The sequence below is a fragment of the Lactobacillus helsingborgensis genome (genome assembly GCF_000970855.1).
Classification (GTDB): Bacteria; Bacillota; Bacilli; order Lactobacillales; family Lactobacillaceae; genus Lactobacillus; species Lactobacillus helsingborgensis.
On record NZ_KQ034046.1, the window covers coordinates 143,965 to 169,973 of the forward strand.

Consider the following 26,009-nt stretch of genomic DNA (forward strand, 5'->3'; position numbering starts at 1 on the left):
TATAAAAAGACTTGGATTAATTTTTAAAATCAATCCAGGCCTTTTTATTTTATGTGGTTAATCATTTGCGTGCTGCATAGTTTAATTTATGAGAATATCACCGTCGCCACAAGAAACTTTGAGTAGAGGCGTGCCCCTTAATTTTTTAACAAAATGTCTGTGATAGTTATTACCGTGAAATACAAGCTCGTCTTCTGAAGAAGTTGACAACTGATAGCTGGCCTTAGGAGGTCTGCTCATTTGGAAATCTCCTTCACTCAAATTAAAGGAACTGTCAGCCAGTAACTTGGAATCATTGACTCTGACATCACCGTCACCCAAAGTTGCCTTTACTTTAAATTGACTATTTGTAACAGTTAAATCACCATCACTCAAGTTCAAGATACCACTGGTTAAAGTTGAATTAGTAATTTTTAGGTCACCGTCAGCAAGGTCAAAATTGGCTTTGTGAGTTGTCACGTTTTCAGCGCTAACATTACCATCTTCAACCTGCAAGTCGAGGTCAGCGATAGATAAGTCAGCTAAATGAATATTGCCCTCAGAACATGATCCTGTTATTTCTTTGATAGAGCCAATTGCCGGAACGGTAACATTTACCTGATAAGTCCCGTCTTCATAAGCATTATTGTCAGAGATAGTCAGCTGGTCGTCTTCAACTTTAGCACTAATCTTTTTGACGTTGGGGCCGCTGATAGTAACCTGAAAGTCGTTTCCCTTAGTAATTTTGATGTTGGGTTCTTCAGCATCAATATTAATCTTAGAAAACTTGTCTAAATTAAAAGTGCGCTTTTTGGCTACTATGTGATGGGACTTTCTACTACTTTCATCGTGATTAAAGAGATTGCCAATATTAGTTGTCCTGCCCGAATGAATGTTATTGATATCATCATTTCCGCCTTTGGCATGACCAAAAATAAATAAAATGATGCCAATAATGACGATCAGCCCGCTAATTTGGTAAAACTTTTTCATTGCTCTCCTCCTTGTTTGGGCTACGTTTTTTTGAATAGGTGCTACTTACCAAGAAAGCATCTATGTAAATTACTTGCCCACTAATTAATTAGAATATCGCCATCCATACTGGTAACTTTTAGTACGGGTTTATTTTTAACTTTTTTTGCAAAATGGTTGGAATGGTAAGAACCTTTAAACATGATTTTATCATCCGAGTGATTTGTCAATACATAGTTGATCTTCGGCGCATTTGACATTGAAAAGTCGCCGTCATTCAATATAACTGAGCTGTTATTTAGTATTTGAGAGTCGCTAATTTTAACATCGCCATCATTTAGTTTTAGTGAACTACGTGAAAAAGTCGATTGACTTACTTTGAGGTCACCGTCATTTGAATTTAGGTCAAGGTTTTTTGCAGTAAGCTTATTAAGCAAAACGTCGCCATCTTCTATTGTCAAATTGATGTGGGGAACATTTAAACTGTTGATATAAAAATCGCCTTCTTCACAAAAACCAGTTATCTTTTTCACTGCGTTTTTAGCAGGAAGATAAACATCAACGCTGTAATAACCATCGTTATAATCATGTTCAGGCTGATCCGAAATAGTGAGCACATTATGCTCAACTTTAGTTTTTATTTTGTTGATGTCTGCTCCGTGCCCACCTCTAACTACCACTTTGAACTTGTTAATATTCTTAAGTGAAATTCGGATATCGGGTCTGTAACAGGCTAACTTAATACTATTGAACTTTTTAACGTAAAAAGTTTTGCTTGCATTATAATGAGCGTGTTTACCATTATAATCATGTGATGGGTTATCATTTAATCTAAATACGACTAGAAGAATGAGACCGATAAGTACTATCAGTCCAAAGATTAGCCCACAGATTTTGTACAACTTTTTCATTTTTCTTTATCCTCATTAGTATTTTTTTCAGAACTCGTCTGAAAGTAATTTTTCTTAAGCAGGTTTTTACCTAAGTTTCTAATAATTTGGGTACACTTGGCAATCAAAATTTGGCCTAGTTTGACGATAAACGGGAGTAACAGCAGGATGACACCGATACAAATTAACGATTTACCTAAGTAGATGCAGCCTGTTGGCCAGTTACTGGTGAATAGAAGGGTCAGTGACCTAAGAAAGTTTAGACCGCCACCAACAAAGAATTTAAACAAAAAGGCTACTAAGGCGAAAAATAAGCCAAAGAAAACCGCCAGTAAAAAGAAGATCACGAATAAAATTGCCAAAATGAGCGGGATGCCGATTGGTGCAGCACAAATTCCCAACAAAATGTACCAGCTTGCTTTTAAGTTTGACTTAGGAGTCTCAGGTTTGGCGGGAGCAGAATCTTCTTTGGTTGAATAATCGGCCATAATGTTAATTGCCAGCTGCTTGGGAGTTCCTAGTTCAGTATCAATTGTTGAGCGTCTAACAAAATCACCATCTAACAAAAATTCACGATAAAACTCAACGACATCTTCACGATCTTTTTCAGGTAAATCGACTAAGTTTTGTTCAAGTTCGGAAATATAATCATCAATTACTTTGGTCATTTTGTCCTCCTAATACTTGATTAACTCTTGCACTAAAATCTAGCCATTCATCTTGTATGGTTTTTAATAAAGTTATGCCATCATCGGTAATGTGATAATAACGCCGGTTACGACCTTGATATGGTTCATCATAAGTTGTTAAACAGTTATTTTTCTTTAGTCTGCGTAACACTGGATAGATAGTTGACTCGGAGATGTCAAAAATCTTTTGGACATTTTGCGTCAAAGCGTAGCCATACAGATCATCTTGTTTTAGAAAAGCTAAAACTGCACCATCTAGCAAACGAGTTGGTATTTGAATTGCCATGCTTTGCCTCCCTTAATATTATATGATATATAATATTTTAATTTAGGTTTTACACATTAGCAAGTACTAAAAAGAAATTTTTATTAACTGTCCCGAAAAAAGAAGAAGCTCATAAGAGCTTCTTCTTGCTGTATTGTTTTAAAAATTTGAATTGCTTTATTTGATGACTATATCTCCATCTCTGACAGATGCTTTTAGTAAATCACCTTGCTTGGTTTGGCTGGTAAACTTGTTGCCAATACTGGAATTATGATAGATAATGTCCCCATCTTTAACGTCTAATTGTACACCTGTATCATGAGTGATTTGGTGTAAATTCAAATCGCCGTCTGCCATTCTAATATTATTTTGGTGCTCGAGTTGAGTCTGGGTTATATTAATATCACCATCGGCTGCTTCAAGGTTGGAGTTTATATGACATTGTTTGATCTCTAAATCTCCATCACGTGTTTGCACAATTGCCTGTTTGATAATGCTGCGTTTAAAACTGCTGTCGCCATCATAGATTCTGCTTGATAGTTGGGCAATTTCTGACTGTGTAATAAAGTTGTCGGAGTTTTTTCCAGAAAAAATCACTTCACCAGTAACATGAACGTTATTTAAATATAGGTCCCCTGTACGCAGATTAAATGTAATGTTATCAAGCTGCAGGTTTTGCACCATTATGTCACCATTACGGCTGTGACCACTAATTTTAGCTAATGAGTCTTTTTGCGGAACTGTGATTTCTACCCGACTGGCACTTGTGAGCCTGTTAAACATTACCACATGGTTTTTTTCTTTAGCAATACCTTCCTTAATCAAAAGTGTTTGCTTCATTAAACTAACTTCTATTGGTCTGCTGCCATAATCCGCTACCAATACCTGAAATTTATTCCCTAAATGGATAATGATGTCTGTGCTATGCACTGCCAGCTGGACTTGATCAAAACTTGCAAATGAAAGTACACGTTCTCTGCGGGGATATTTTTTAACCCGTAACCCGTTAAAATAATTGTCACTGGCGTGGGGATTGTTTGCAGAAGACATAACAGCAGTTAAGAACTTAACGTAATCTTGTTTAATTTCGTTAGCCAAGCTGTTGGGCGTTCCCAGCTCTTTAATGATTTCTTCTTTTGTTTGAAAATCACCGTCCAGCAAAAAAGTCCGGTAAAAGTCAAGCGCATATCGCTGCTCAGAGTCAGATAGTGTTGACAAGTTTGAAGCTAATTTTGCAATAAAATTTTCAATTACTGGTGTCATTTTTATTGTCCTATTACTAAAATAATTATCGCTTTTCTTTTATTATACGCTATAATTTATGAAAAAAATATTAAAAATGATTATAGTTTAAAGATTAGTTTGACCATAAAAACTGGCCAATATAGCGGTCCACTTTTGAATTTTCATGCAGTTGACTATGTTGGCCCTTTGCACCCTTAATTTCAATTTCGCGGTAATTAACTTTTCCCCTTAATAAATAGCGTAAGGACTGAGCAGAGACACAGCTGACATCATCATCAGAATTAGTGCCGTCTTCTTTATTGCCGTAGATATTCAACACAGCAGCTTTGCTGGGAAAATTATGACGTTCTTTTAAAAGAGCGCGGTAAGACTGGGTCATGTATTTTGGCCTGCCGTTATGTAAAAGGTAATTATGATTAGGTTGATCGTCTATGCCGATAATACCATTAAACGGCGCGCCCAGATTAACCTGCTTTTTTAATTGGGGCAAACCTTGTTTTTGACCATATTTCAGTTGATAAGAAAGAGTCATTAAATTGCCCATTGAATGAGCAACCGTATTATAGTGCTTAATATGATATTTGTGCTGCAAAGACAAGATGAGGTTATGAAACCATTCTCTAGTCACAAGGTAATCGCTATTTTTGTTGTCCGTTAAAATTACCTGAATAAGTGGTCGCTTAGTTTGCGGACGCCAATACCCTTGCAGGTTAACTTTGCCGGCAGCAGAAATTCTGGCTGTTAAAACTTTATGAGCACCATTATGTTTTTCTGCAAAGGCAATCATGCTTGCAGTCGAATGTGCTCCTGCACCATAGCCATGTAAGTAAATCGTGGGCGTAGCTTCAGCACGCCTTGCTTTTTGCAAGTCGTATTTAGTTTGCGGTATAGCTGGTTGAGAAGTAGCTTGCTTGCGCAGCCCAATTCCAACAATTACTACCAGCGCTATACAGAAAATACTAATAATTAATAGTCGTTTTTTCTTCATTTTTTTTGCCTATTTTACGAATTTTTGCCGTCAACTAATTATAATAAAGAGCAATTAAGGGATAAGCAACTAATAGCCTTAATAATGTCTTAAGCATTTCATTTTAATATGGAAGTTTGTTATGAAAATTAATAGTATAAAAAGAGCGCAACCTAAGAACAATTAAAAATGTTCGCAGTCACTTTTACTACTAGGAGAAAATTAATGCAACCAATCTTTATCTTAATTAGAGGCAATTCAGGTAGTGGCAAGAGTACTTTAGCTACCAGCTTGCAAGAATATTTTGGCTATCAGCAGTGTCTGCTTTTACACGAAGATATATTACGACTAGATATTTTACATGCTAAGGAAAATATTTCGGGACCAACAGCTAGTCTAATAGAACTAATGACTATTTTAGGAGGAGAATATTACCCGATCACCATTTTGGAGGGAATATTACCTAAAAGTATTTATGAACCAACTTTAACTAAATTGATACATAGATTTGGGTCTGGTGCCTATGTTTATTACTTGGATGTTCCTTTTGCGCAAACCTTGATTAATAATAGTCAGAAGCAAAATCCGTTCCCCACAGAAGTTTTACAAAAATGGTGGCTTGAAGATGATACATTGGATACATTGGGAATCAATGAGCGTAAATTAACAAATGGCACGGTAAGCGAATTGACAAAGCAAATTTTGTCAGATATTCAAATTGGGACAAACAAAAAAGACGACTAATTAGTCGTCTCTTTTTTAGTTGTCAAAAAGGTAATAAAAAAAGCACCGACTACTTGCAGTGCTATTTTTATTATGGTGGGTGGCCAGGGGCTCGAACCCTGGACCCACGGATTAAGAGTCCGTTGCTCTGCCAACTGAGCTAGCCACCCGTCATTATTTCTGTTGACCGTTAATTATGATAACAATTAATTTATTTTTTGACAAGCCTTTTGTGCAAAAAAGTATGAAGAATTCTACTTATTAAGTTTATCCTCTAACTGTCGTAAATATAGCTTATTTTTGAAAATACCCATTTCTTGTGATTCTTTGAGTTGATACTTAGTAGCTTTACCATTTCCAACTCTATCAATTACTTTTTTATTTTCTAGTTCTCTGATAATCTTTCGTGCTTTATAATCACTAAACTTGAAATGAGCTTTGATATTATCAATAGAAAATTGTTGGCAATCTACAGCATATTTTATAATGGCTTTTTCAGTTTCAGAAAATCCAACTAAAGTTTTTGAAAGATTTATTTTCCAAATACGAATTGTAGTTGTATCTCTTCCCTTAATAATATCGGGAATACGTAAGTTGTTTTTATATGCAGATTTGAAGATTCTTGGGCCACCAGAACCTGCTTTCTCTGCTATACCTACTTTCCTAAATAATAATGATATAATGCTATTCCTAGCTATTGGATTATTTCCATGAATAAATTCTTCTTTACTTACCCGCATATCACCAGGGTTTGAAAATTCAAAATAGTCGTCATAGTCATAAATAGCTATTGGACGATCAGAAGAATAATAGGCATGCATTAAGGAGTTGACTAATGCTTCTTTAACTGCAATCATCAAGTCACTGTGGTAAGACCCACGTGTAAAGTTTCTATCTTGGATGAATTTATCAGGGATTCCTCTTTCAAGCTGTTCAAGAACAAGAGTATAGAAAGAGAAAATATTCATTTCTGGGAAATTCATATCACCTGATGAGATTCTGGTTACCCACTCTTCTTCTAACACATTCTTTTTTCTATAAAAATCAAGTTGAAATCCAGGAAAACGATCCATTATCGCGTTAAGCTTACCAAAAAATAATAAACACCCAGTGGTCAGTTTTTTCTTTTGTTTAGAATCTTTTCTATCAATTCTTATTGCTCCAATGTTAAATAAAAAAGTTTCGTAATTTTGATCTTTAAAAGAAGTATCATTAGTATTTTTAATCAGTAGCTCTCGGTATTGATCAATATCTTGGGTATTTAAATCTTTTACAGAATAATTTTCTAGTAACTGGTTATCTAGATGAGTATATGAGTTTGCGATCATATATTTCAGTTGTTCTGGTTTTACTTTAAAATCTCCATCGTTTTCTCTGATGTAGCTATTTTGCAAATTGCCATTTAGATACACTGGCTTTTGATCAAAATTAGCAGCATGTATCTTTATTTTAATTAATTTTTTGTTATCCTCAATTATATGTACAATGTCCTGCTCATCAATTAATTTACAACTCACTTTATTACTATTGTGCAAAGTGGTAATTAATTCGTTAACTATCTTATCTGGATTAATTACGCCTTCAATTTGATAATTAAATTTTTTCTCTTCAGAAATACCTAAAATAACTGTTCCGCCATCAGTATTAGCAAAAGCACTATATGTGCGCCAAAAATCTTTAGGAAGACAGTTTTTTGCTGTTTTGTATTCAAGGTGTACGTTTTCATTTTCTAAGTTCATAAAATTTCCTCAAAAGTAAATCAAAAGTAAATCAAAAGTAAAAAGTTTGATTAGATATTGTTAAATCAACATTTTTGTTAGACAATTAATTTATTAATTGATAAAATCAAAAGTAAATCAACACGAATTGACAAACAGTAACTATATGGTATAATAGCAACCAAATTTATTTGGTTGCTATTATACCATATAGGAAACAAGAAATTAAATAGGCTTTATATTTAGATTTGATATCATTTTTGACAAACAAAAAGGAAGCAACCAAGTGATTGCTTCCTTTAATAATCAATGGGTGGCCAGGGGTTCGAACCCTGGACCCACGGATTAAGAGTCCGTTGCTCTGCCAGCTGAGCTAGCCACCCATAAGCGTTGTATTAAATAACCAACGAAAACTATTATGCTATTATTTTAAAGGAATTGCAAGTTTTTTTATTAAATTTTGATGACTTTTTTGGCTAATAAACTAAAAACCAGTATAATGATAACAAAAGGGGGCTTTTCGATGTCAAAGAAAATTCTCGTTGTTGATGATGAAAAACCGATTTCTGATATTATTAAATTTAATTTGACCAAAGAGGGTTTTGACGTCGACACTGCTTATGATGGTGAAGAAGCCATCAAGAAGGTTGACGAATACAATCCTGACTTAATGATTTTAGACTTGATGCTGCCTAAAAAAGATGGCTTGGATGTAGCACGTGAAGTAAGACAAACACACGATATGCCCATAATTATGGTTACGGCTAAAGATACTGAAATTGATAAAGTTCTGGGTTTGGAAATGGGCGCAGATGATTATGTGACCAAGCCTTTTTCTAACCGTGAATTAGTGGCACGGGTAAAGGCTAATTTGCGTCGGCGCAATATTGTTAAAAAAGATGAGAGTGCTAACGAGGACGCTTCATCCAAGAATATTACCATTGGCAATCTGGTAATTATGCCAGATGCTTATATTGTTGAAAAAGAAGGTAAAAAGATTGAACTGACTCACCGTGAGTTCGAATTACTTTATTATTTAGCCCAGCACATGGATCAGGTGATGACTAGAGAACACCTTTTACAGACGGTTTGGGGTTATGACTACTTCGGTGATGTTAGGACAGTTGATGTTACAGTTCACCGTTTACGTGAAAAAATTGAAGATAACCCAATTCAACCGCAGATTTTAGTGACTCGTCGCGGTGTTGGCTATTATGTAAAACAGCCTAATGAAGACTAATAAAGAAAGCCCGCAATGTTTAATAATGCGTGGTTTTCTTTTTATTTAATTTTGCGAAACCATGAAAAAAATCAAAAACAAGTTTAAACACTTAACCATTTCTATTAACACTACTTTAGCCATTGTATTTATGGCGACGATTATTGCCACAATTGAAGTAATCGGCGCTTATTTTACGCGTCAATTGGAACAAAACAGTATTGAAAACTTTCAATCTTCAATTCAGGTTTTGCCTATTGTGTCGAACCAGCTTTCAAATCAATTGCTAAAAGATAATAAACATACTGATAGCAATTTAAACAGAATAGTAAATGATTACAGCAACGGCGTGGGCACGATTAGCGAAATCATCGTTGTAGATAATAAGGATATTATTCGTGCAGTTTCAAATTTAAATGATAAAAACCGCATTGGTCAGCGCGTTAACAATACTATGGTTAAACAAGTCACTTCAACTGGCAGACAGGCAACTAAAGTTGTTAATGACCGCGGGGACTATATGATTCAAGTCACACCTCTTAGTGCCGGCAACGGTTCTGCTAATACCGTTGGCGCCATCTATGTGCGCGCGTCAATGCAAGGGGTTTTTAACGATTTGCGTAACATTTCGTTGATGTTTTTGGTTACTTCGTTGATTGCGGCGGTAATGGGAGCGATTTTGTCCTTAGTTGTTTCCCATGCTATTACTAAGCCGATTGAAGAAATGCAAAGTCAGGCACTTAATATCGCCGATGGCGATTATTCAAGTCAGGTAAAAATCTATTCAAACGATGAGTTGGGCCAACTAGGACAAGCCTTTAATACCCTATCAGTTAGAATTGAACGTTCTCAAGAAGAATCTGAAAGTGAACAACGCAGGTTGGACAGCGTTTTATCGCATATGAGTGACGGCGTCCTGGCTACTGACAGGCACGGCAACGTTAATGTTGTTAATCAAATGGCGCTTAACTTCTTAAACACTACCGACGATGAAATTATTAACAAGCCAATCGCTAGTGTATTAGGGTTAGAAGAATCGTCGCAAGACTTAATTGGCAGTCAAAAAGGGATAGTTATTACTATCAATAAGGGCACGCGCGATGAAGTGATTTTACATGCCAGCTTTTCTCTGATTAAGCGGGTTACCGGCTTTGTGTCCGGTAGCGTTTGCGTATTGCATGATATTACTGAGCAGCAAAAAAATGAAAATTCACAAAAGCAATTCGTTTCTAATGTTTCCCATGAATTGCGTACCCCACTGACAAGTTTGCATGCGTATATTGAAACTTTAAATGAAGGTGCTTGGAAAGATCCTAAGATTGCCCCTAAGTTTTTGCAGGTGACGCAAGAAGAAACAGAGCGCATGATTAGAATGATTAGTGAACTGCTTAGTCTGTCACGAATGGATAGAGGAGTTTCAAAAGTTGATTTGGAATGGGTTAACTTTAATGATTTTGTCGCTCATATCTTGGATCGCTTTGATATGATTGTAAAAACCGATAAGGCAGAAAATAAAAAATATACGATTGAGCGGCACATTGGCAAACAGGCATTATGGGTAGAAATCGACACGGACAAGTTTGCCCAGGTAATTGATAACATAATGAATAATGCAATTAAATATTCACCTGATGGGGGTAAAATTACGGTTAAATTACATTCTGAACAAAACCGAATTGTGCTTAGCATAGCTGATCAGGGGTTAGGTATTCCGCGTGAAGACCTTAATAAAATTTTTGACCGCTTTTACCGCGTTGATAAGGCTCGCTCTCGGGCTCAAGGCGGTACGGGATTGGGTCTTGCAATTGCCAAAGAAATTGTGGAAGAACATCATGGTCATATTTGGGCTAACAGTAGTGAGGGCAAAGGGTCAACTTTCTATATTTCACTGCCGTATGAGCCAATGAGTGAAGGAGATGATTGGGATGAAGTCTAAATTTAAACTCGGTGACGCTTTACTTTTAATAGGAACGTTAGCAGTTTTTATTCTTTCAATCGTTCTCTGGATTTTCATCATGACTAATGACCAGTATTTTCATCACATTAGTCAACCAAGTAGAGTGACTGAGCAAGCCAAAAACCGGCGGGGACGCATTGCTTCTAATCTTTATATTCCTACCAACTCTTATGGCTTTAGAGATGGTCAACTCTACCGTTTGTATGATTCTAAGAAAAATCTGCCGCTAGAATTTATTAAAGAAATGAAGGGCGTTAAGTTTCGCAGTATTAGAAAAAGCAGTACGGGTAAAAAAGAATATGAAGAAATGCTGCATGATGAAGATTGTGTTCAGCTCAGTTTTCCTAAAGAGGTCAGCGTCAATCTGTTCACTAAGAAAAAAGTTAGAGAAAACGATGAAAGATTTAGACGTATTTTTGTCACCAGTAGCGACGATTACCTTTATTTAGGCAACGATAAGACCAATACTATTTACCGCGTTAACTTGATTAAAGCCGACTTTACCAAATTACGTGACTATGCCGGCAGAGCTCGGGGCAAAATTCCGGTTGAATTCGTCCGGCTTAAAAATTGTTATGAAGTCTTTTTTACTAAACAAGACCATTGGCGCATCTACAGCTACCTGACAAATACGCAAACCGATTCTTATTTTGTTTCCCGATTATTAGGTACTACTAGTGTGACTACCCGTTCTAATAAAAAAGGCTGGACCACGTATTCTCTCAACTACTATACAAATTTACGTGTTCCTAAAGCCAAGAGTGATAGGCATGATTTTCATTATACCCGCTTTGAAAAGCAGAAGGATTTGTCACTTAATGAACGTTTGTTAGAAAGTGTTGATTTTGTTCATAAACTGGGTTTAAGTGAGCAGGATCTGCGGTATTTTGATACGATTAATGACTCTATGAGTTATGTGAACTATATCGAAGGAATACCTGTTTTCTGGGATGAAAGCAGTCCCCAAGTCACTACTACCTTTACCGGCGACGCAGTTAAAGTTGACTTTAACAATACCGATTTGCAAATTCCCATACCTTTTGACGGGCAGACCAAGACTTTGCCTACTAGTGCAGCAGTGATGCAGAAACTCTTGAATGCTGGTATGAAAGAAACAGAGATCCAGCGTATTATTGTCGCGTTTCGGGTGGAAAAGGATAACTCTCATGATCATCTGGTTAACCTCATCCCCGGCTATTACATAAAAGCTTATGACCAATGGAAAAGTTTAGCCGCTTGGGAAAAAGAAGATTTTTCCGGCTTAAATAAATATAATGAAACATTGCCGAAAGAAGGAAAATAAGATGGACCGAAAAAGAATAGAATGGTTATTTTTCATTATCTTTCTCTTAATTGATATTTATTTAGGCATTGAGATATGGCGCTCACCTATTAATTTAAGCAGTACCCCGGGAACAACGGCAACCAGTATTCGGGCTGAAATGCGAGCTGATGGCATTGACGTTCCTTTACACATCTCGCGCAAACAGCAGTCTGGCTACTATTTAGCTGTTAAAAACCGTGATTATCTTTCTCGCAAAAGCAGCGGTTTAACCCAAGTAACAACGCATTATTCCAAAAGCGATAATTCGTTAACCGGAACGCCCAAGTCTATGATTTTGCTTAATGGCAACCGTAAAAAAATCATGCAGCAGTTGGAAGAATTTAAGAATGAACCTGCCAATGTTCCTTATGGTAAAGAATTTAAGTTTGAGCCCAGCATGTCAGGAGATAATACGTATTGTTATGTGCAAAACACTGATTATGGGCGGATTTATGACAGTGACGCGCAGTTAACAATTAATGTGCGCAATGGCCAGATTATTAATTATACTATTTCTTATATGGGACCAATAAAAGCGGTGCGTGAACCGCAATTGATTATTAGTGCTTGGCACGCTGTTAAGGCAATGTATACTGATAGAGAAATTGTTAACAATTCCAGAGTTATGCAAGTTAGTTTGGGATATTCCAAGTTAACCGATGTTCGCGGCAGTACGATCTTGCTGCCAACTTGGCTAATTCAAGTTGAGAATAAAACCACTAAAAATATTACCGTCAAAAGAGTTAATGCATTTACAGCACAAATTTTGCAAGGTAGCTCTTATAATGTTAATGTACAGAAAAATTAGAAAGGGAAAACACAGTGCAGGTTTCTGTTTTAGCTAGTGGTTCGACTGGCAATACCAGTTTAATTGAAACCGACCAGCATAAAATTTTAATGGACGCTGGTTTATCCGGTAAAAAAATAAAGTCTTTGTTAGCAGAAGTTGGTGTTGATATTAATGATATTGACATGGTCTTTTTAAGCCACGATCATTCAGACCATAGCAAGGGACTAGGTGTTTTAATGCGGCGCTATCCCCAAATTGCCGCATTTGCCAACAGCGGCACATGGGAATATTTAACCGAAACTCAAAAAATTGGGCAAATACCAGTTGAACAAATCAACGTGATTGAACCGGGACAGACTAAAACGTTTGGCGATTTAGACGTTACGGCTTTTGCTACAAGTCATGATGCCGCCGAACCGCAATATTATGTTTTTACTAGTGGCGGCAAGCGTATGGCTTTTTTGACAGATACAGGTTACGTTTCAGGTAAAGTAAAAGGCGTCATTAGCGATGCTGATGCTTATTTAATGGAATTTAATTATGATGACATGATGCTGCGTAACGGCCCGTATTCATGGGGCTTAAAGCAGCGAATACTGTCGGATGTAGGACATTTGTCAAACGAGGACGCGGGTCAAGCGTTGCTAGATGTAGTAACAAGTAGGACAGAGCATATTTTTTTAGCACATAGAAGTCAGCATAATAATACGGCTAAATTAGCTTATGATGCTGCTAAAAAGATCATGGTTAACGGCGATGCTAACTTACCCAGTGATGTTAAAATTGTTCTGACTGATCCGGTTCAACCAACTAATTTAGTACAAATTTAAGAAAACTTTTTATCTTTTTTCAAGATTTGTTAGTATAGTAAACAAAGATGTGTAAAGGAGACTGAATGATGTATAATCAAAACTCTGGTCATCAGCAGCATGGCATTGTTAAGACTGTTATTATTGGCTTAGTAGCAGGACTAATTGGTGGTGGCGCCTCGTATGTGGCCCTCGATCAAATAAATAATGCAAATATGAACAACAATGCGCAAACCAGTATTAGTTCAAGCAGCGCGAAGACTTCCAAAAATAGTGCCAAAACCAGTGGCACAATGACACCTGCTTATAATGACGTCAAGGGTGCAGTAGTATCCGTAATTAATATGAAAAGACAGTCAAACAGCAATAACTCTTTGTTTGATATCTTCGGTGATGACGACAATGACAATAAGAGTAAAGGAAAGCTGCAGACTTATAGTGAAGGTTCTGGAGTAATTTACCAGAAAGCTGGCAATAAAGGCTATATCGTCACTAATAATCACGTGGTTTCAGGTAGCGATAAAATACAAGTGATGCTTTCTAATGGTAAAACTGTCAACGCCCGCATCATTGGTACGGATGCAACAACAGACCTGGCAGTTCTTTCAATAGACAGCAGCTATGTTACTCAGACAGCCGAATTTGGCGATTCTAAGAGCTTACAAGCCGGTCAAACCGTAATTGCGGTTGGTTCCCCTCTTGGTAGCGAATATGCCTCTACGGTTACCCAGGGGATTATTTCAGCTCCTGCACGTACCATTACAACTTCATCTGCTAACCAGCAAACTGTTATTCAAACTGATGCAGCTATTAACCCGGGTAATTCGGGTGGTGCATTAGTCAATTCTGCCGGACAAGTTATTGGGATTAATTCAATGAAACTTTCTCAATCAAGTGATGGTACATCAGTTGAGGGTATGGGCTTTGCGATTCCTTCAAATGAGGTAGTCACAATTGTTAACCAGCTGGTTAAGAAGGGTAAAATCGTTCGTCCACAGCTGGGAGTTAAGGTCATAGCTTTGCAGGGCATTCCGTCCAGCTACAGAAAACACCTTAATATCAAGTCTAACCTCAAGAATGGTATTTATGTTGATTCGGTTACCAAGCACAGCGCAGCTGCAACAGCGGGAATTAAAGCGGGTGACGTAATAATTAAAGTTGACAACAAGGCTGTCTCTGATGTTGCTTCGTTACACAGCATTTTGTATAATCACAAAGTCGGAGATAGAGTGACTTTAACCGTTAACAGAAACGGCAAAGAAATTAATTTACAAGTAAAATTACAATCGGATTAGCTGAATTAATATTCTAAAAATAAGCTAAAAAAAGGCTATACTATGCGATTTAAAACATAAGTATAGCCTTTTTGTTAATAAAATTAGTGGGAAACAAAATAAGGTTCGTATTTTAAGTCTGTCAAGTAAAAAACTAGTAGTCAACCTTTGTTGAAAACTGTGGAAAACTTTGTGGATTGTGCATAAAAGGCGGAAATCAACTTGGGATAAATTGTGGAAAAGCTGTGAATTGTGTGTAAATAATAGTGAAAAGTAATTAGCACAAACAGTTGTTCAAGGCTTAACAGTAGTATTTGAGGTCTAAAAGTTTGTGAAAAATAACTATGAAAAATCTGTTTGTGGGTAAAATGTTCTCGAATAAAGTAAAAAAGTTTGCTAACCACAATTTATTTGCTTACTAAAGGTAAAGACCACAAAATATAGATTTTGCTTATACACAATTGTGGAAAAACCAAGTGGAAACTTTGGGAATTGGGGGATAAAATAGCAATTATGAATATTAAGATTGTTTGTGTGGGTAAGTTAAAAGAAAAATATTTTAGGGCTGCGATTGCTGAGTATCAAAAAAGACTGAGCAGGTTTGCCAAAGTCCAGATAATAGAAGTGCCAGATGAAAAAGCTCCTGAAAAATTTAGTGCGGCAGAACAGGAAAATGTTAAAGAAATAGAAGGACAGAGAATTCTCAGTAAAATTAAAGCTAAAGAATATGTTTTTGTGACGGCAATTAAAGGTAAAGAGAGAAGCAGTGAAGAACTTGCTGGAGAAATAAAAGATTTGGGCACTTACGGTCATTCAGATCTTACTTTCGTAATTGGTGGCAGCCTAGGTACCAGTGCTGCCGTTAATAAGCGGGCGGATGATCTACTCAGTTTTGGCAGGTTGACTATGCCTCACCAGTTAATGCGGGTTGTGCTAATTGAACAAATTTATCGCAGCTTTATGATTAATAGTGGGAGCCCGTATCACAAGTAGACCAAATTGTCTGAATGTTGTATTTTAAAGAGTAGATAGGATTGATTTTAAATTATATTTAGGATGGAATTTTAGTATGAAAAAGATTGGAATCCGTGAAGTTGCCGAAGAAGCACAAGTTTCTACCGCTACGGTTTCACGAGTTTTAAATAATAGGGGCTATATTAGTAAAGAAACTCGTGATAAAGTCCAGGCAGCAATGAGAAAATTAGAGTATTATCCCAACGATTTAGCTCGTGCGCTTTATCAAAAAAGAACATATACAGTCGGTGTCATTTTTCCTTCAAATGTTCATCCTTTTCAAGCTGAATTAATACAGGATATTGAATATTTGTTGTCTCAAAAGGGCTACAAAATGCTTCTTTGCAACAGTCTAAATAATCCCCAAAAAGAAATTGATTATTTGACAATGCTCCGCAAAAATCAAGTAGACGGCATTATTGTTGGCACGCATAATAAGTATGTGTCTGGTTATCAAAATTCTAAATTGCCCATAGTTGCTATTGACCGTGACTTGGGTGAAAATACTACAACTGTTGCCTGTGATAATTATGCTGGTGGTAAAATGGCGGTGCAATTGTTAATTGACCGTGGGTGTAAGCAAATACTTGATATTAGGGGTGATAGTTCAGTTAAGTTGCCAGCTAACGATCGCTCAATTGCCTATTTGAATTTGATGAAAAAAAATAATTTACCTAAAAATGTTCTGGAAGTTCCATTTGTGTGGAGTGCTGCTAAAAAGAAAGAGACTATTGAAAATTATTTGCAGAAGCATCCCCAAATTGATGGCATTTTTGCAGGAGATGACTTATTAGCTTCATTAGCTATTTTTTATCTAGAGATGCATGATAAAAGAGTACCAGAAGATGTCAAAGTTATCGGTTTTGATGGGGCAAAGCAAACTCTATTATATAACCCCAGATTAACAACAATCAGACAACCAATTGGTCAAATAGCACAAGTAGCAACAGAAAAATTAATAAATAAAATTAACGGTAAAAAAGAAACAGATTGCCTTGACCTTCCTGTAAGCCTTTATATAGGGCGCACAGTGTAATAATTACCAGTTTTTTTAACTGGCTTTTTTTAATTTTATATATGTAACCGGTTGACATATGTAACGGGTTGCAGTATATTCAATAGTGAATGTAAGTGCTAACAAGGAGGAAACGATGGATTTAAAGCCGACTAATAATCAACAAATTTACTATCAACCTAAAGATGTTTGGGTAGGAGATATTATGCCTTACGCTCAGGATAGTAAGTTTTATATTTACCATCAACGAGATAAACGGATTCATGGTCCAATTACTGATCCGTTTGGATGGTCGCTTGCAACCACCACAGACTTTGTACACTACGATGATTATGGAGAGGTACTAAAGCGGGGCAGCGATCAAGACTGGGATCAATTTGTTTATGCTGGGTCTGTTTTTGAAGCTAATGGTAAAATTCATGCTTTTTACACAGGTTTTAATAAAGAATTTTTAAAAGAAGGAAAGACTTCGCAAATACTATTGCATGCCACAAGTAATGACTTTATTCACTGGACGAAGTCAAAAAATGCTTTAAAGCTTGAACCACAACCCAGCTATGATAACCGTAATTGGCGTGATCCATCGGTCATTTGGGATGATACCAAAAAGGAATACCTGCTGATTTTAGGAGCGCGTAAAGGTCAAGATAAGCATAAGTTAACTGGAAGACTTGTAAAATACACTTCAAAAGATCTAGAGAACTGGCAATTTGAGGGTGACTTCTGGGCCCCAAATTTATATACCATGTTTGAAATGCCTCAACTTTTTAAAATGGGTGATTGGTGGTATCTGGTTTATTCAGAATATAGCGTCAAAAACAAGGTTTTTTATAGGATGAGTAAAAGTTTAAATGGCCCTTGGGTTAAGCCTAAAGATGAAGCTTTTGATGGTCGAGCTTACTATGCTGCCAGAACAGCATTTGACGGTAAGCGCCGAGTACTCTTTGGCTGGGTTCCCACTAAGGTTGGTCTGAATGATATGAACAATTATGAATGGGGCGGTACTTTTGTGCCACAAGAAATTTACCAACGTGCGGATAATACGTTGGGTGTTCGTCCTGTTGCAGAAATTTGTGCAGCCTTTGCAAATAAAAGAGAGATTCCGCCGCAGGAATTGCAAACTACAGACACTCTTGAAGAAAAAGAACTTATTAAGGATACGGGGGAACACTTCTATTTCCATACTAAAATCAGTTTTAGCAAATCTGTTAGTGATTTTTCTATTCGACTTTACCGAAATCCTGCAACAGATGAATCTTATGAGTTTAGATTTAATTTAGATGAGAGCTGTTTAACTTTGGATAAAAATCCTTGTTACAGGTGGTACCAAATGATGAGCAAGGGACTTAACAGACCAATCGATTTAAAGGCTGGTAAAGAATATGATCTAAAAGTAATTGTGGATGATAATATCCTAACGATTTATTTAGATGGTACTGCGTTAAATGCCCGCGTTTACCACAAATTTGGTCATACTTTAAGTGTGACTGTGACTAACGGAACGCTTCAACTTGATCAAATTGAGTTTTCAAATGATTATCGTAAATGATAAAAAGGGATAAAAACAAATGGCAGATTATAATAAAATTGCGCAAGAAGTCTTAGAAAATGTTGGTGGTGCAGATAATGTTGTTAGTGCCACTCATTGTGTTACCAGATTAAGGCTAGTCTTAAAAGATGCTAATAAGGCCGACCAAGATGCACTTAATAACATTGAGGGCACTAAAGGAGTAATTTACAACAGCGGTCAACTGCAAATAGTATTTGGTCCAGGAGCAGTAGAACAAGCTTATGATGCTTTTGTTAAAATCTCTGGGACTAAAGAAGTATCAGTTGATCAAATTAAAGATGAAGGTATCAAAAACAAAAATAAATTTCAGCAAGCCTTTAAAGTTTTTGGTGACATCTTTATTCCTATAATTCCGGCTTTTATTGGTGCTGCTATGATCTTAGGCTTAAGGTCATTGCTTGCTACTCCGGGCATGTTTGGTATGACCAAGTCACTGGCCCAACAGAGTGTGTATGTGGGCGATTTTTGTAAATTTTTAAATGTTATCGCCACTACATTTAAAATCTTGCCCGTATTAGTAATGTATTCAGCCACTAAGCGCTTTGGTGGTAATCCAATTTTGGGGATACTAGTCGGCTTTGTCATGATTTCACCTGATTTGGCTGATAGAAATGCTTTTGTCTTGGGACAAGTTCATCCAGCGTACTGGAATTTGTTTGGTCTAAAAATAGCTGCTGTGGGTTTCCAAGGTGGTGTCTTTGCGGCGATTTTAACTGCGTGGTTTCAGGCCAAGGTTGAAAAGATAGCTACTAAATATATACCTCAAGTTGTCTCGTATATACTCGTGCCTGCTGTTACTTTGCTGGCGGCCAATTTATCCCTATTTCTCATTTTTGGACCTCTTGGTCTCTGGATTGGGAATATTTTAGGCGGCATTATTAATTTCCTTTATATGAAGATGAGTGCTTTTGGTGCCTTTGTCTTTGCTGCAGGATTGCAACCTTTAGTGGTAACAGGAACGCATCAAGCTATCCAGGGAATTGAAGCTAATTTAATTGTACAGACAGGATTTGATTATATTCAACCTATTTGGTCAGTTTCCATTATTGCCCAAGGCGGTGGCTGTATTGGGATGTACTTGATTTTAAAGCAAAAATCCAAAGATCGTGATATTGCTATTTCAAGTTTTATTCCTACGTTAGTCGGAATTACTGAGCCCGCTATCTTTGCTGTTAATCTTAAATACAGTATTGTGCCTTTCGTATGTTCGTTTCTGGGAGCCGGATTTGGCGGAGTTTACATGAAGCTGTTAAATGTTAAAGGTTTAGCGCAGGGTCTTACTGTACTTCCGGGTTTAACGGTTGCCAGACCGATAGGACCGTATGTTATTGGTAACCTAATTGCATTTGTTTTGCCAATTATTTTTATTCTTGTTTGGAATAAATTCAGGCCGATATTGCCGGAAAACAAAAGAAGAGTGGACCACAAAGAAAGCAAAATACTAGTTGCTACTGATGATAATTCAGTCTTAGCGCCAGTTGATGGTGAATATTTACCTCTTGAAAAAGTTAATGATGAAACTTTTTCCAAAAAATTAGTTGGGGACGGTTTCGCTATCCAACCAACTACCGGTGATATTTTTGCACCCGTTAATGGTAAAGTGATATCTGTTTTCCCGACCAAGCATGCAATTACCTTAAAGAGTGAAAATGGCGTACAAATATTACTGCATATGGGAATTGATACTGTTGATTTAGGTGGCAAAGGTTTTACAATTTTAGTAAAAGATGGTCAAGAAATTGCAGCAGGCGATCCACTGGCTAAGATGGATTTAAAAGCTATTCAAGCAGCTGGTAAGCAAACAACAGTCATGGTATTATTCCCTGAATATAAAAATGGTTTTACCACAAAGAACAAGGATATAGAAGTAAATCACGGCAATTTAATTTTGCAATTAAACAAGTAAGCGAACTGAAATTTATAAAAATAAATAAGGAAGAAACAAAAATGCAGGTTCCAGCAAAAATTACTAACGAGCGATATCGCCTTAATTATCATGTCTCAACGCCTTCCGGATGGATGAATGATCCTAATGGCTGTTCGTATTATCAAGGCTACTACCATATTTTTTACCAGTATTATCCTTATTCAGCTGAAAGAGGTCCAATGCATTGGGGGCACTATCGTAGTCAAGACCTAATTCACTGGGAAGAACTGCCAATTGCACTGACACCAGACAGCCCTGAAGATGACAATGGCTGTTATTCTGGTAGTGCGATTAAAAAAGATGGCCGTTTATATCTGATCTATACTGGCAATCATTATTATGATGTGAATGATCACAGTCGTTTTTGCCAAACGCAAAATGTTGCATATAGTGATGATGGTGTTCATTTTACAAAATACAGTGGTAATCCAGTGATTGCTGTACCACCGGCTGATAACTCACAGCACTTTCGTGATCCAAAAGTATGGCAACATGGAGATTCATATTATATTATTGTTGGCAGTCAAGATAAAACAGGATTAGGTCGAGCAATTACTTATAAGTCAACTGATCTATTGCACTGGGAATATTTAGGACCAATTGCAGTTTCTCAGGGAACTGATAATGAAGGATATACGTGGGAGTGTCCAGATCTTTTTTCACTAAATGGGCAAGATGTTCTGTTATGTTCACCTCAGGGGATTGCAGCAAAAGGTAAAAAATATCTTAATCTTTACCAAACGGGATATTTCATCGGCAAGATGGATTATCACAAAAACCAGTTTGAACACAGAGCGTTTCAAGAACTTGATCATGGTCATGACTTTTACGCAGCGCAAACCATGTTAACACCTGATAACCGGCGCATTCTTTTTGGCTGGCTTGATATGTGGCACGCTGATTTTCCTGAACAGGCCGATGGCTGGTGTGGTGCTTTAACCATACCTAGAGAATTAACTTTAAAGAACAATCAGCTGTATATGAAACCCATTAAAGAACTGAAACAGCTGCGGCAAGAAAAAGTAATTGATGAAAAGTTGATGACTTCATTAAAGCAGATTAATGTTTCTGATCCGCAGCATCTGGAATTGCTTTTGACAGCTGAAACTGAAGATTGGTCTGGTAGTGAGATTAATTTTATACTCAAAAATAAGCAGGAAGATTTAGTAACACTCACTTGGAACAAAGGGAATAACGAAGTGGTTTTAACTCGAGCTGATAAACCCGCAGATGATTCTCGACGCTATGGTAGATTAAGACCAAAGTCCAATCTGAAAATCCGGGTATTTATTGATACCAGTTCAATTGAATTTTTCATAAATGACGGTGAACTGGTATTTTCAGAACGATATTATGCTTCCGAAACACCTCAGATTTTTGTCAATGCAGACCAGCCAGTCAAAGTGAATATTATAGGCTATACTTTAGCAAAATAAATTAGGTCAAAGAAAAAGTGGACATGAACGTCCACTTTTTTTATTTTAATGTGAATAAAGCCAAGTTTACTAAAAGAAGGATAATGATGGCTGTTAACCAGTCACTTTTTTTAATAGGAATGGGCACAATGACAGAGCGTTTAGCATTTTCCTGGTAGCCATGAGATGCCATTCCTTGTGCCAGATTTTCGGCTGAATTAAGGGCCACTAAGATCGCTTTAAAATAGAGAACGGGTGACCAAAAGCTCAGGTAAACGCCGCGCATCATGCCGGCAGTCCGAATTTGTTTAACGGCTGTTTTCATTCGCGGCACAATATTGAGAGCAGCTAAAACGCCATAAGCAAACTTACTCGGTAAATGAAAGTTTTGTTCAAAAGAGCGAGCTAAGTCTGTGGCAGTGGTTCCAATTGAGACACAGTAAATCGTCAGCGTATAGACATAAACACGGCTGGATAAACTCAGTGCATTTTGCAAGTTAGGTTGCGGTGCAAACCAATATAAAGTAGCAAAAACCGTAAATGCAGCAATTAGGGGCATTAAGAGCGTTAGCAGCAAATTCTTTAATTTAATATGTTTGTAAATTAGATAAATTAATGCAAAACCGATGATTAACAAATTGGTGCATAAACTGGACTTAAGAGATATTTCTAATGAAATAATTAGTGCCAGAAAAAATTTGAAACTAGGATTCATTGTTGATAGCCTCACTTATTTGTATAGCTTAAATGCTGTTCTTGAAAAACAAGATGATAGTCGCACCAATCAGCCAAATTAGTTAATTCGTGACTAATGATTAATAACGTTTGGTTACGGGCCTTTTGGCTTTTTCTTAGTAACGTCATTACTTTACCCGCAGAAACCGCATCCAGCCCGCTAAGGGGCTCGTCAATCAGTAATACATCTTGATCAGAGATCAGCATCAGTAAAATTTGCAGTTTCTTTTGTTGACCACCGGATAATGAGTAAACAACATGATCAAGCAAAGAATCAAGTTCAAGATAGGATAGTGTTTCATTTATTTTTTCATCCGTAAAGAAAGAATTAGTCCGGTGCTTTTTGCTCAGGTTAATTTCATCTGCCACTGAAACGTTGATGAACTGATCACTTGCACTTTGAAAAATTTGCCCGACTTTAAGCAGGTACTTGCGGGTCGCTAATTTGTTGATTTCCTGATTGTGGTAAGTGATACTGCCAGAATACGGCAACATTTTAGTTAATGCGTTAAAAAGCGAAGTTTTGCCCACACCGTTTGCTCCTGTTATCAGGGTAGTTTTACCAGCAACAATTTTTAAATTCTCTTGCTTGAGAAGCAAACGATTTTGATAAATCCGGGTATTTTGCAGCGTAAAACAATTTTGCTCGTTTTGTTCTGGCAGAGCAAAAGAATAAGAGGCAGCCATCATACTTTTCTGTAACAGCTGTTCTTTTTCTTCTGGTGCAAGTTGCACTATTTTTTTACCCTGAAATTGAAACAGGTTATCACAAATGCCCTCATAACCAGATAATACGTGGTCACTCACAATGATTGTTTTGCCCTGATCGCGCAAATGGGCTAGTTTAGCAATCAAAAACTTGCGGGCTGCAGGATCGCAACTGGCAAACGGCTCATCGAGTAAAAAAAGGTCAACATTCATTGCAATTAAAACGGCTAAAGCTACCCGCTGCTGTTCGCCGCCAGACATGGTATTAATTTTTTGATCAAGCAAATAATCAATTTGGGCAAACTGAACGGCTTCATTTAGACGCTTCTCATACTGCGCTTTAGTTAGGCATAAGTTTTCAAGTGCAAAAATGATTTCCTCACGTGGCGTTGCCATCGTGAACTGCTCACCGGCACTTTGAAACATCATTGCGGATTTTAACCCGGCTAAAGTCACAGTGCCGCTTAAGTGACCGGCAAATTTAGGATACAAGTCTGCTAAAATTTTTAATAATGTAGACTTACCGCAGCCGGTAGGGCCAACTAATAATGAAAATTCTCCCGTAGGAATCTTTAAATTAATATCAGTTAATATTTGATTTTCTTTATCGTATGAAAAAGTGAGGTTATTTAATTTAATCAATTTAGTTACCAAAAAAATCGTCAGGAGAATACCTGACGACGTAAAATCTTTCGTTTTCCCTTCGCTGGCATTATCCATAGCAGGTTCAACGGGTATATTCTCAGCCTATACGGCACCCCGATATTATTTTCATTATACCTAAAAGAATTTTTATTGTCTAGACTGATTAGTCTTGCTTTTAACGGTCTGTAATAATTGTGAAATAACAAAAATCTATTAGCAAGCTGCCAATTTGCTATATAATAAATTTATGAAAATAAAAAATAAAACAAGAAGGTGACGTAATGGCGGCAGTTAAGTTAGAACAATATTTGGCTAGTGTCTTGGACTCAAAAAAGTCGGACACAAATGAGATAAGAATAAAGCCGGGAAATGAAGATTTTAATTTATTCAGTGCTTTTTTGGAAAATCGTAATACTGGGATACATCGTTATCAAACTACAGGCTTAACCATTCTTTATTTGGCAAAAGGAGCAGTCAAAACCAGGATTAACGCTCAGGAACTTACTTTGGGTGCTGGTAATATTATTTTTTTACAGAAGAAATGCAACTACGAGATTTTAAAACCAAGCCATAAAGATATTTTAGTTAAACTTGAATTTGACCCTAATTTAACTATGCAAGATTTTCTAGGTGATTACTCTAAACTGAATCGTGAAGAAAAGGGTCTACTTAAAAAAATTACTACAGCTTTTGATCAGAAACGCTTATTAAGTATGAGCGGCACGCCAATGTCTAAATCCGCTCATCTAGTTAAAAAAGTAATTGATGAATATCTCAATCAAAATCTTTTTGCACGCAACATAATTATGGCAGAACTTAATTTGCTCTTATTTTTAGCAATTAGAAGCCAAGACTTAGCTGCTGAAACTAGGTTGATTAGTAATCATCAGTTTGCTCAAACCGAGTTAGAGCAGTATATTGATGCTCATTTCACTGATGTCAGCCTTAATGATGCGGCCAAGTATTTTGGCTTTAACCCCAATTATTTTTCAAGTTTGGTTAAACAAAAAACGGGCAAAAGCTTTATGGAACATGTTGATGAAAGACGTATGCAGGAAGCGCGAAGTTTGCTGGCACGCCCGGATATCTCTGTTAAGGAAATAATTACCCGTGTAGGTTATAGCGGCAAATCATTCTTTTATAAAAAATTTAGTGAATATTACCATGAAACGCCCGTGCAGATGCGTGCAGAACTATTTCGACAAGCAAATATCAACTTAAAATAAAAGCAGCCTTACTAGAAAAGGCTACTTTATTTATTACATTTTTTCCAAACGTTTAATTCTATCCGCTGTCGGCGGGTGACTGTCAAATAAATGCGTAAAACTGCGTCTTTTGCGTAATGGATCCTCAATATACATTCCCGCACTGCTCGGATCGGCTTTTTTCATTGGTGCAGAACCGTCAATTTTCTCTAGCGCCGAAATTAATCCTTGAGGATTGCGCGTTAATTCAACTGACGAAGCGTCAGCCAAGTATTCCCGATTACGCGATAATGCCATTTGCGCTAAGCTGGCACAGATCGGACCCAGAATTAACACAAACAAAATAGCTATAACTTTGAAAATCACAATAATAGAACCGCCGTTGTTGTCGTCTCTATCTCTATCATCGTCAATCCACCAGATGTAGCGGCTGGCAATTCCCGATAAATATGAAATGACGCCAACCAAGACTGCAGCAATAGTAGAAACCAGAATGTCATAATTTCTAATATGAGAAATTTCATGACCTAAGACGCCCTCAAGTTCCTCGCGGTTCATCATGTCAAGCAAGCCTTGTGTCACTGCTACAGCAGAATGGTTAGGATCACGTCCTGTCGCAAAGGCATTGGGACTAGGATCGGCAATAATAAATACACGCGGCATCGGCACCTGTCCCACAAGTGCCATGTCCTCTACAACGTGCCAAAGTTCTGGATTATCCTGCTCATGGACTTCTTGGGCATGATTAAGACTCATTACCATGTTGGCTGGGTTAGGCAAGACAATTAGCATATAAATGATACTAAAAATGACGGCAATAACTAACCCTAGGACGGGTCGATCACTAAAAAGATAACCTAAGCCTGCCCCTACAAGTGCCAAAATAATAACAAACAGACCCATAATACCAACGGTCTTACGCTTATTGCGGGCAATTTGTTGAAATAACATAAA

At 37.0% G+C, this 26,009-nt stretch carries 22 protein-coding genes, 2 tRNA genes, 2 pseudogenes and 1 riboswitch; of the genes and pseudogenes, 14 read left to right on the forward strand and 12 right to left on the reverse strand.

Annotated features, from left to right (window positions below; all coding sequences use genetic code 11):
• Positions 1–81: 81 nt before the first annotated feature.
• The 6 genes from JF73_RS00625 to JF73_RS00650 form a co-directional block, all read right to left on the reverse strand.
• Positions 82–972, reverse strand: a complete 891-nt coding sequence (locus JF73_RS00625) for a DUF4097 family beta strand repeat-containing protein (RefSeq protein WP_046326566.1) — start codon at positions 970–972, stop codon at positions 82–84.
• An 80-nt stretch (positions 973–1,052) separates the two neighbouring features.
• The gene (locus JF73_RS00630) at positions 1,053–1,862 is read right to left on the reverse strand and encodes a DUF4097 family beta strand repeat-containing protein (protein ID WP_046326567.1); all 810 of its coding nucleotides are present in this window, start codon (positions 1,860–1,862) and stop codon (positions 1,053–1,055) included.
• Positions 1,859–2,509 carry a DUF1700 domain-containing protein gene (locus tag JF73_RS00635; RefSeq protein ID WP_052727744.1) on the reverse strand — a complete coding sequence of 217 codons (651 nt, stop codon included), beginning with the start codon at positions 2,507–2,509 and terminating at the stop codon, positions 1,859–1,861. The genes JF73_RS00630 and JF73_RS00635 overlap by 4 nt, the downstream gene beginning before the upstream one ends.
• Complete coding sequence (locus tag JF73_RS00640) at positions 2,493–2,816, reverse strand: PadR family transcriptional regulator (RefSeq protein WP_038520749.1); 324 nt, start codon at positions 2,814–2,816, stop codon at positions 2,493–2,495. The genes JF73_RS00635 and JF73_RS00640 overlap by 17 nt, the downstream gene beginning before the upstream one ends.
• A 156-nt stretch (positions 2,817–2,972) precedes the next feature.
• Positions 2,973–4,058 (reverse strand): DUF4097 family beta strand repeat-containing protein, encoded by a 1,086-nt coding sequence (locus JF73_RS00645; protein ID WP_046326568.1) that lies wholly within the window; start codon positions 4,056–4,058, stop codon positions 2,973–2,975.
• Between the two features lie 94 nt (positions 4,059–4,152).
• Positions 4,153–5,028 (reverse strand): alpha/beta hydrolase, encoded by an 876-nt coding sequence (locus JF73_RS00650; protein WP_046326569.1) that lies wholly within the window; start codon positions 5,026–5,028, stop codon positions 4,153–4,155.
• Between the two features lie 204 nt (positions 5,029–5,232).
• Here JF73_RS00650 and JF73_RS00655 point away from each other — a divergent pair, with 204 nt between their 5' ends.
• Positions 5,233–5,751 (forward strand): zeta toxin family protein, encoded by a 519-nt coding sequence (locus JF73_RS00655; protein ID WP_052727745.1) that lies wholly within the window; start codon positions 5,233–5,235, stop codon positions 5,749–5,751.
• Positions 5,752–5,824: 73 nt separating this feature from the next.
• Here JF73_RS00655 and JF73_RS00660 read toward each other — a convergent pair.
• The 3 genes from JF73_RS00660 to JF73_RS00670 form a co-directional block, all read right to left on the reverse strand.
• Positions 5,825–5,900 (reverse strand) — tRNA-Lys (locus JF73_RS00660).
• An 84-nt stretch (positions 5,901–5,984) separates the two neighbouring features.
• The gene (locus JF73_RS00665) at positions 5,985–7,469 is read right to left on the reverse strand and encodes an RNA/DNA-binding domain-containing protein (RefSeq protein WP_046326571.1); all 1,485 of its coding nucleotides are present in this window, start codon (positions 7,467–7,469) and stop codon (positions 5,985–5,987) included.
• Positions 7,470–7,758: 289 nt separating this feature from the next.
• A tRNA-Lys gene (locus JF73_RS00670) sits at positions 7,759–7,831 on the reverse strand.
• Positions 7,832–7,971: 140 nt separating this feature from the next.
• Between JF73_RS00670 and yycF the strand changes: the two genes are divergently transcribed.
• From yycF to JF73_RS00725, 12 genes and pseudogenes are all read left to right on the forward strand, one after another.
• Complete coding sequence (gene yycF / locus JF73_RS00675; RefSeq protein ID WP_038520760.1) at positions 7,972–8,688, forward strand: response regulator YycF; 717 nt, start codon at positions 7,972–7,974, stop codon at positions 8,686–8,688.
• Between the two features lie 61 nt (positions 8,689–8,749).
• Positions 8,750–10,603 carry a cell wall metabolism sensor histidine kinase WalK gene (gene walK, locus JF73_RS00680; protein ID WP_038520763.1) on the forward strand — a complete coding sequence of 618 codons (1,854 nt, stop codon included), beginning with the start codon at positions 8,750–8,752 and terminating at the stop codon, positions 10,601–10,603.
• Positions 10,584–11,927, forward strand: a complete 1,344-nt coding sequence (locus tag JF73_RS00685) for a two-component system activity regulator YycH (protein WP_179853379.1) — start codon at positions 10,584–10,586, stop codon at positions 11,925–11,927. Before walK ends, JF73_RS00685 begins: the two co-directional genes overlap by 20 nt.
• A gap of 1 nt (position 11,928) precedes the next feature.
• On the forward strand, positions 11,929–12,756 hold the full coding sequence (locus JF73_RS00690; RefSeq protein WP_046326573.1) for a two-component system regulatory protein YycI: 828 nt from the start codon (positions 11,929–11,931) through the stop codon (positions 12,754–12,756).
• 14 nt (positions 12,757–12,770) lie between these two features.
• Entirely contained in the window at positions 12,771–13,568 is a 798-nt protein-coding gene (locus tag JF73_RS00695; protein WP_046326574.1) for an MBL fold metallo-hydrolase, read from the forward strand.
• A gap of 65 nt (positions 13,569–13,633) precedes the next feature.
• Entirely contained in the window at positions 13,634–14,842 is a 1,209-nt protein-coding gene (locus JF73_RS00700; RefSeq protein WP_046326575.1) for a S1C family serine protease, read from the forward strand.
• A 492-nt stretch (positions 14,843–15,334) separates the two neighbouring features.
• Positions 15,335–15,814: a 23S rRNA (pseudouridine(1915)-N(3))-methyltransferase RlmH gene (gene rlmH / locus JF73_RS00705; RefSeq protein ID WP_046326576.1), complete on the forward strand. Its 480-nt coding sequence runs from the start codon at positions 15,335–15,337 to the stop codon at positions 15,812–15,814.
• 76 nt (positions 15,815–15,890) lie between these two features.
• Complete coding sequence (locus tag JF73_RS00710) at positions 15,891–16,871, forward strand: LacI family DNA-binding transcriptional regulator (RefSeq protein WP_046326577.1); 981 nt, start codon at positions 15,891–15,893, stop codon at positions 16,869–16,871.
• Positions 16,872–16,986: 115 nt separating this feature from the next.
• Complete coding sequence (locus JF73_RS00715) at positions 16,987–18,399, forward strand: family 43 glycosylhydrolase (protein ID WP_046326578.1); 1,413 nt, start codon at positions 16,987–16,989, stop codon at positions 18,397–18,399.
• A 19-nt stretch (positions 18,400–18,418) separates the two neighbouring features.
• Positions 18,419–19,837: pseudogene (locus JF73_RS00720) on the forward strand (PTS transporter subunit EIIC); the annotation flags it as partial.
• Between the two features lie 57 nt (positions 19,838–19,894).
• Positions 19,895–20,326 (forward strand): annotated as a pseudogene (locus JF73_RS09915) (PTS sugar transporter subunit IIA); the annotation flags it as partial.
• Between the two features lie 41 nt (positions 20,327–20,367).
• Positions 20,368–21,783 (forward strand): glycoside hydrolase family 32 protein, encoded by a 1,416-nt coding sequence (locus JF73_RS00725; protein WP_046326579.1) that lies wholly within the window; start codon positions 20,368–20,370, stop codon positions 21,781–21,783.
• Between the two features lie 40 nt (positions 21,784–21,823).
• Here the strand turns inward: JF73_RS00725 and JF73_RS00730 are convergent, their stop codons facing one another.
• On the reverse strand, positions 21,824–22,477 hold the full coding sequence (locus JF73_RS00730) for an energy-coupling factor transporter transmembrane component T family protein (protein ID WP_046326580.1): 654 nt from the start codon (positions 22,475–22,477) through the stop codon (positions 21,824–21,826).
• 11 nt (positions 22,478–22,488) lie between these two features.
• Positions 22,489–23,925 (reverse strand): ATP-binding cassette domain-containing protein, encoded by a 1,437-nt coding sequence (locus tag JF73_RS00735; RefSeq protein WP_179853367.1) that lies wholly within the window; start codon positions 23,923–23,925, stop codon positions 22,489–22,491.
• A riboswitch (TPP riboswitch) is annotated at positions 23,887–23,977 on the reverse strand. (Overlaps the previous gene by 39 nt.)
• 154 nt (positions 23,978–24,131) lie before the next feature.
• Between JF73_RS00735 and JF73_RS00740 the strand changes: the two genes are divergently transcribed.
• Positions 24,132–25,076 (forward strand): AraC family transcriptional regulator, encoded by a 945-nt coding sequence (locus JF73_RS00740; RefSeq protein WP_046326581.1) that lies wholly within the window; start codon positions 24,132–24,134, stop codon positions 25,074–25,076.
• A 33-nt stretch (positions 25,077–25,109) separates the two neighbouring features.
• Here JF73_RS00740 and htpX read toward each other — a convergent pair whose 3' ends face one another.
• Complete coding sequence (htpX, locus tag JF73_RS00745; RefSeq protein ID WP_046326582.1) at positions 25,110–26,006, reverse strand: zinc metalloprotease HtpX; 897 nt, start codon at positions 26,004–26,006, stop codon at positions 25,110–25,112.
• Between the last annotated feature and the right edge of the window lie 3 nt (positions 26,007–26,009).

Coding starts and splice junctions, on each gene's coding strand:
- JF73_RS00625 (WP_046326566.1), bottom strand. CDS start 972: ATGAAAAAGTTTTACCAAATTAGCGGGCTGATCGTCATTATTGGCATC.
- JF73_RS00630 (WP_046326567.1), bottom strand. CDS start 1,862: ATGAAAAAGTTGTACAAAATCTGTGGGCTAATCTTTGGACTGATAGTA.
- JF73_RS00635 (WP_052727744.1), bottom strand. CDS start 2,509: ATGACCAAAGTAATTGATGATTATATTTCCGAACTTGAACAAAACTTA.
- JF73_RS00640 (WP_038520749.1), bottom strand. CDS start 2,816: ATGGCAATTCAAATACCAACTCGTTTGCTAGATGGTGCAGTTTTAGCT.
- JF73_RS00645 (WP_046326568.1), bottom strand. CDS start 4,058: ATGACACCAGTAATTGAAAATTTTATTGCAAAATTAGCTTCAAACTTG.
- JF73_RS00650 (WP_046326569.1), bottom strand. CDS start 5,028: ATGAAGAAAAAACGACTATTAATTATTAGTATTTTCTGTATAGCGCTG.
- JF73_RS00655 (WP_052727745.1), top strand. CDS start 5,233: ATGCAACCAATCTTTATCTTAATTAGAGGCAATTCAGGTAGTGGCAAG.
- JF73_RS00665 (WP_046326571.1), bottom strand. CDS start 7,469: ATGAACTTAGAAAATGAAAACGTACACCTTGAATACAAAACAGCAAAA.
- yycF (WP_038520760.1), top strand. CDS start 7,972: ATGTCAAAGAAAATTCTCGTTGTTGATGATGAAAAACCGATTTCTGAT.
- walK (WP_038520763.1), top strand. CDS start 8,750: ATGAAAAAAATCAAAAACAAGTTTAAACACTTAACCATTTCTATTAAC.
- JF73_RS00685 (WP_179853379.1), top strand. CDS start 10,584: ATGATTGGGATGAAGTCTAAATTTAAACTCGGTGACGCTTTACTTTTA.
- JF73_RS00690 (WP_046326573.1), top strand. CDS start 11,929: ATGGACCGAAAAAGAATAGAATGGTTATTTTTCATTATCTTTCTCTTA.
- JF73_RS00700 (WP_046326575.1), top strand. CDS start 13,634: ATGATGTATAATCAAAACTCTGGTCATCAGCAGCATGGCATTGTTAAG.
- rlmH (WP_046326576.1), top strand. CDS start 15,335: ATGAATATTAAGATTGTTTGTGTGGGTAAGTTAAAAGAAAAATATTTT.
- JF73_RS00710 (WP_046326577.1), top strand. CDS start 15,891: ATGAAAAAGATTGGAATCCGTGAAGTTGCCGAAGAAGCACAAGTTTCT.
- JF73_RS00715 (WP_046326578.1), top strand. CDS start 16,987: ATGGATTTAAAGCCGACTAATAATCAACAAATTTACTATCAACCTAAA.
- JF73_RS00725 (WP_046326579.1), top strand. CDS start 20,368: ATGCAGGTTCCAGCAAAAATTACTAACGAGCGATATCGCCTTAATTAT.
- JF73_RS00730 (WP_046326580.1), bottom strand. CDS start 22,477: ATGAATCCTAGTTTCAAATTTTTTCTGGCACTAATTATTTCATTAGAA.
- JF73_RS00735 (WP_179853367.1), bottom strand. CDS start 23,925: ATGGATAATGCCAGCGAAGGGAAAACGAAAGATTTTACGTCGTCAGGT.
- JF73_RS00740 (WP_046326581.1), top strand. CDS start 24,132: ATGGCGGCAGTTAAGTTAGAACAATATTTGGCTAGTGTCTTGGACTCA.
- htpX (WP_046326582.1), bottom strand. CDS start 26,006: ATGTTATTTCAACAAATTGCCCGCAATAAGCGTAAGACCGTTGGTATT.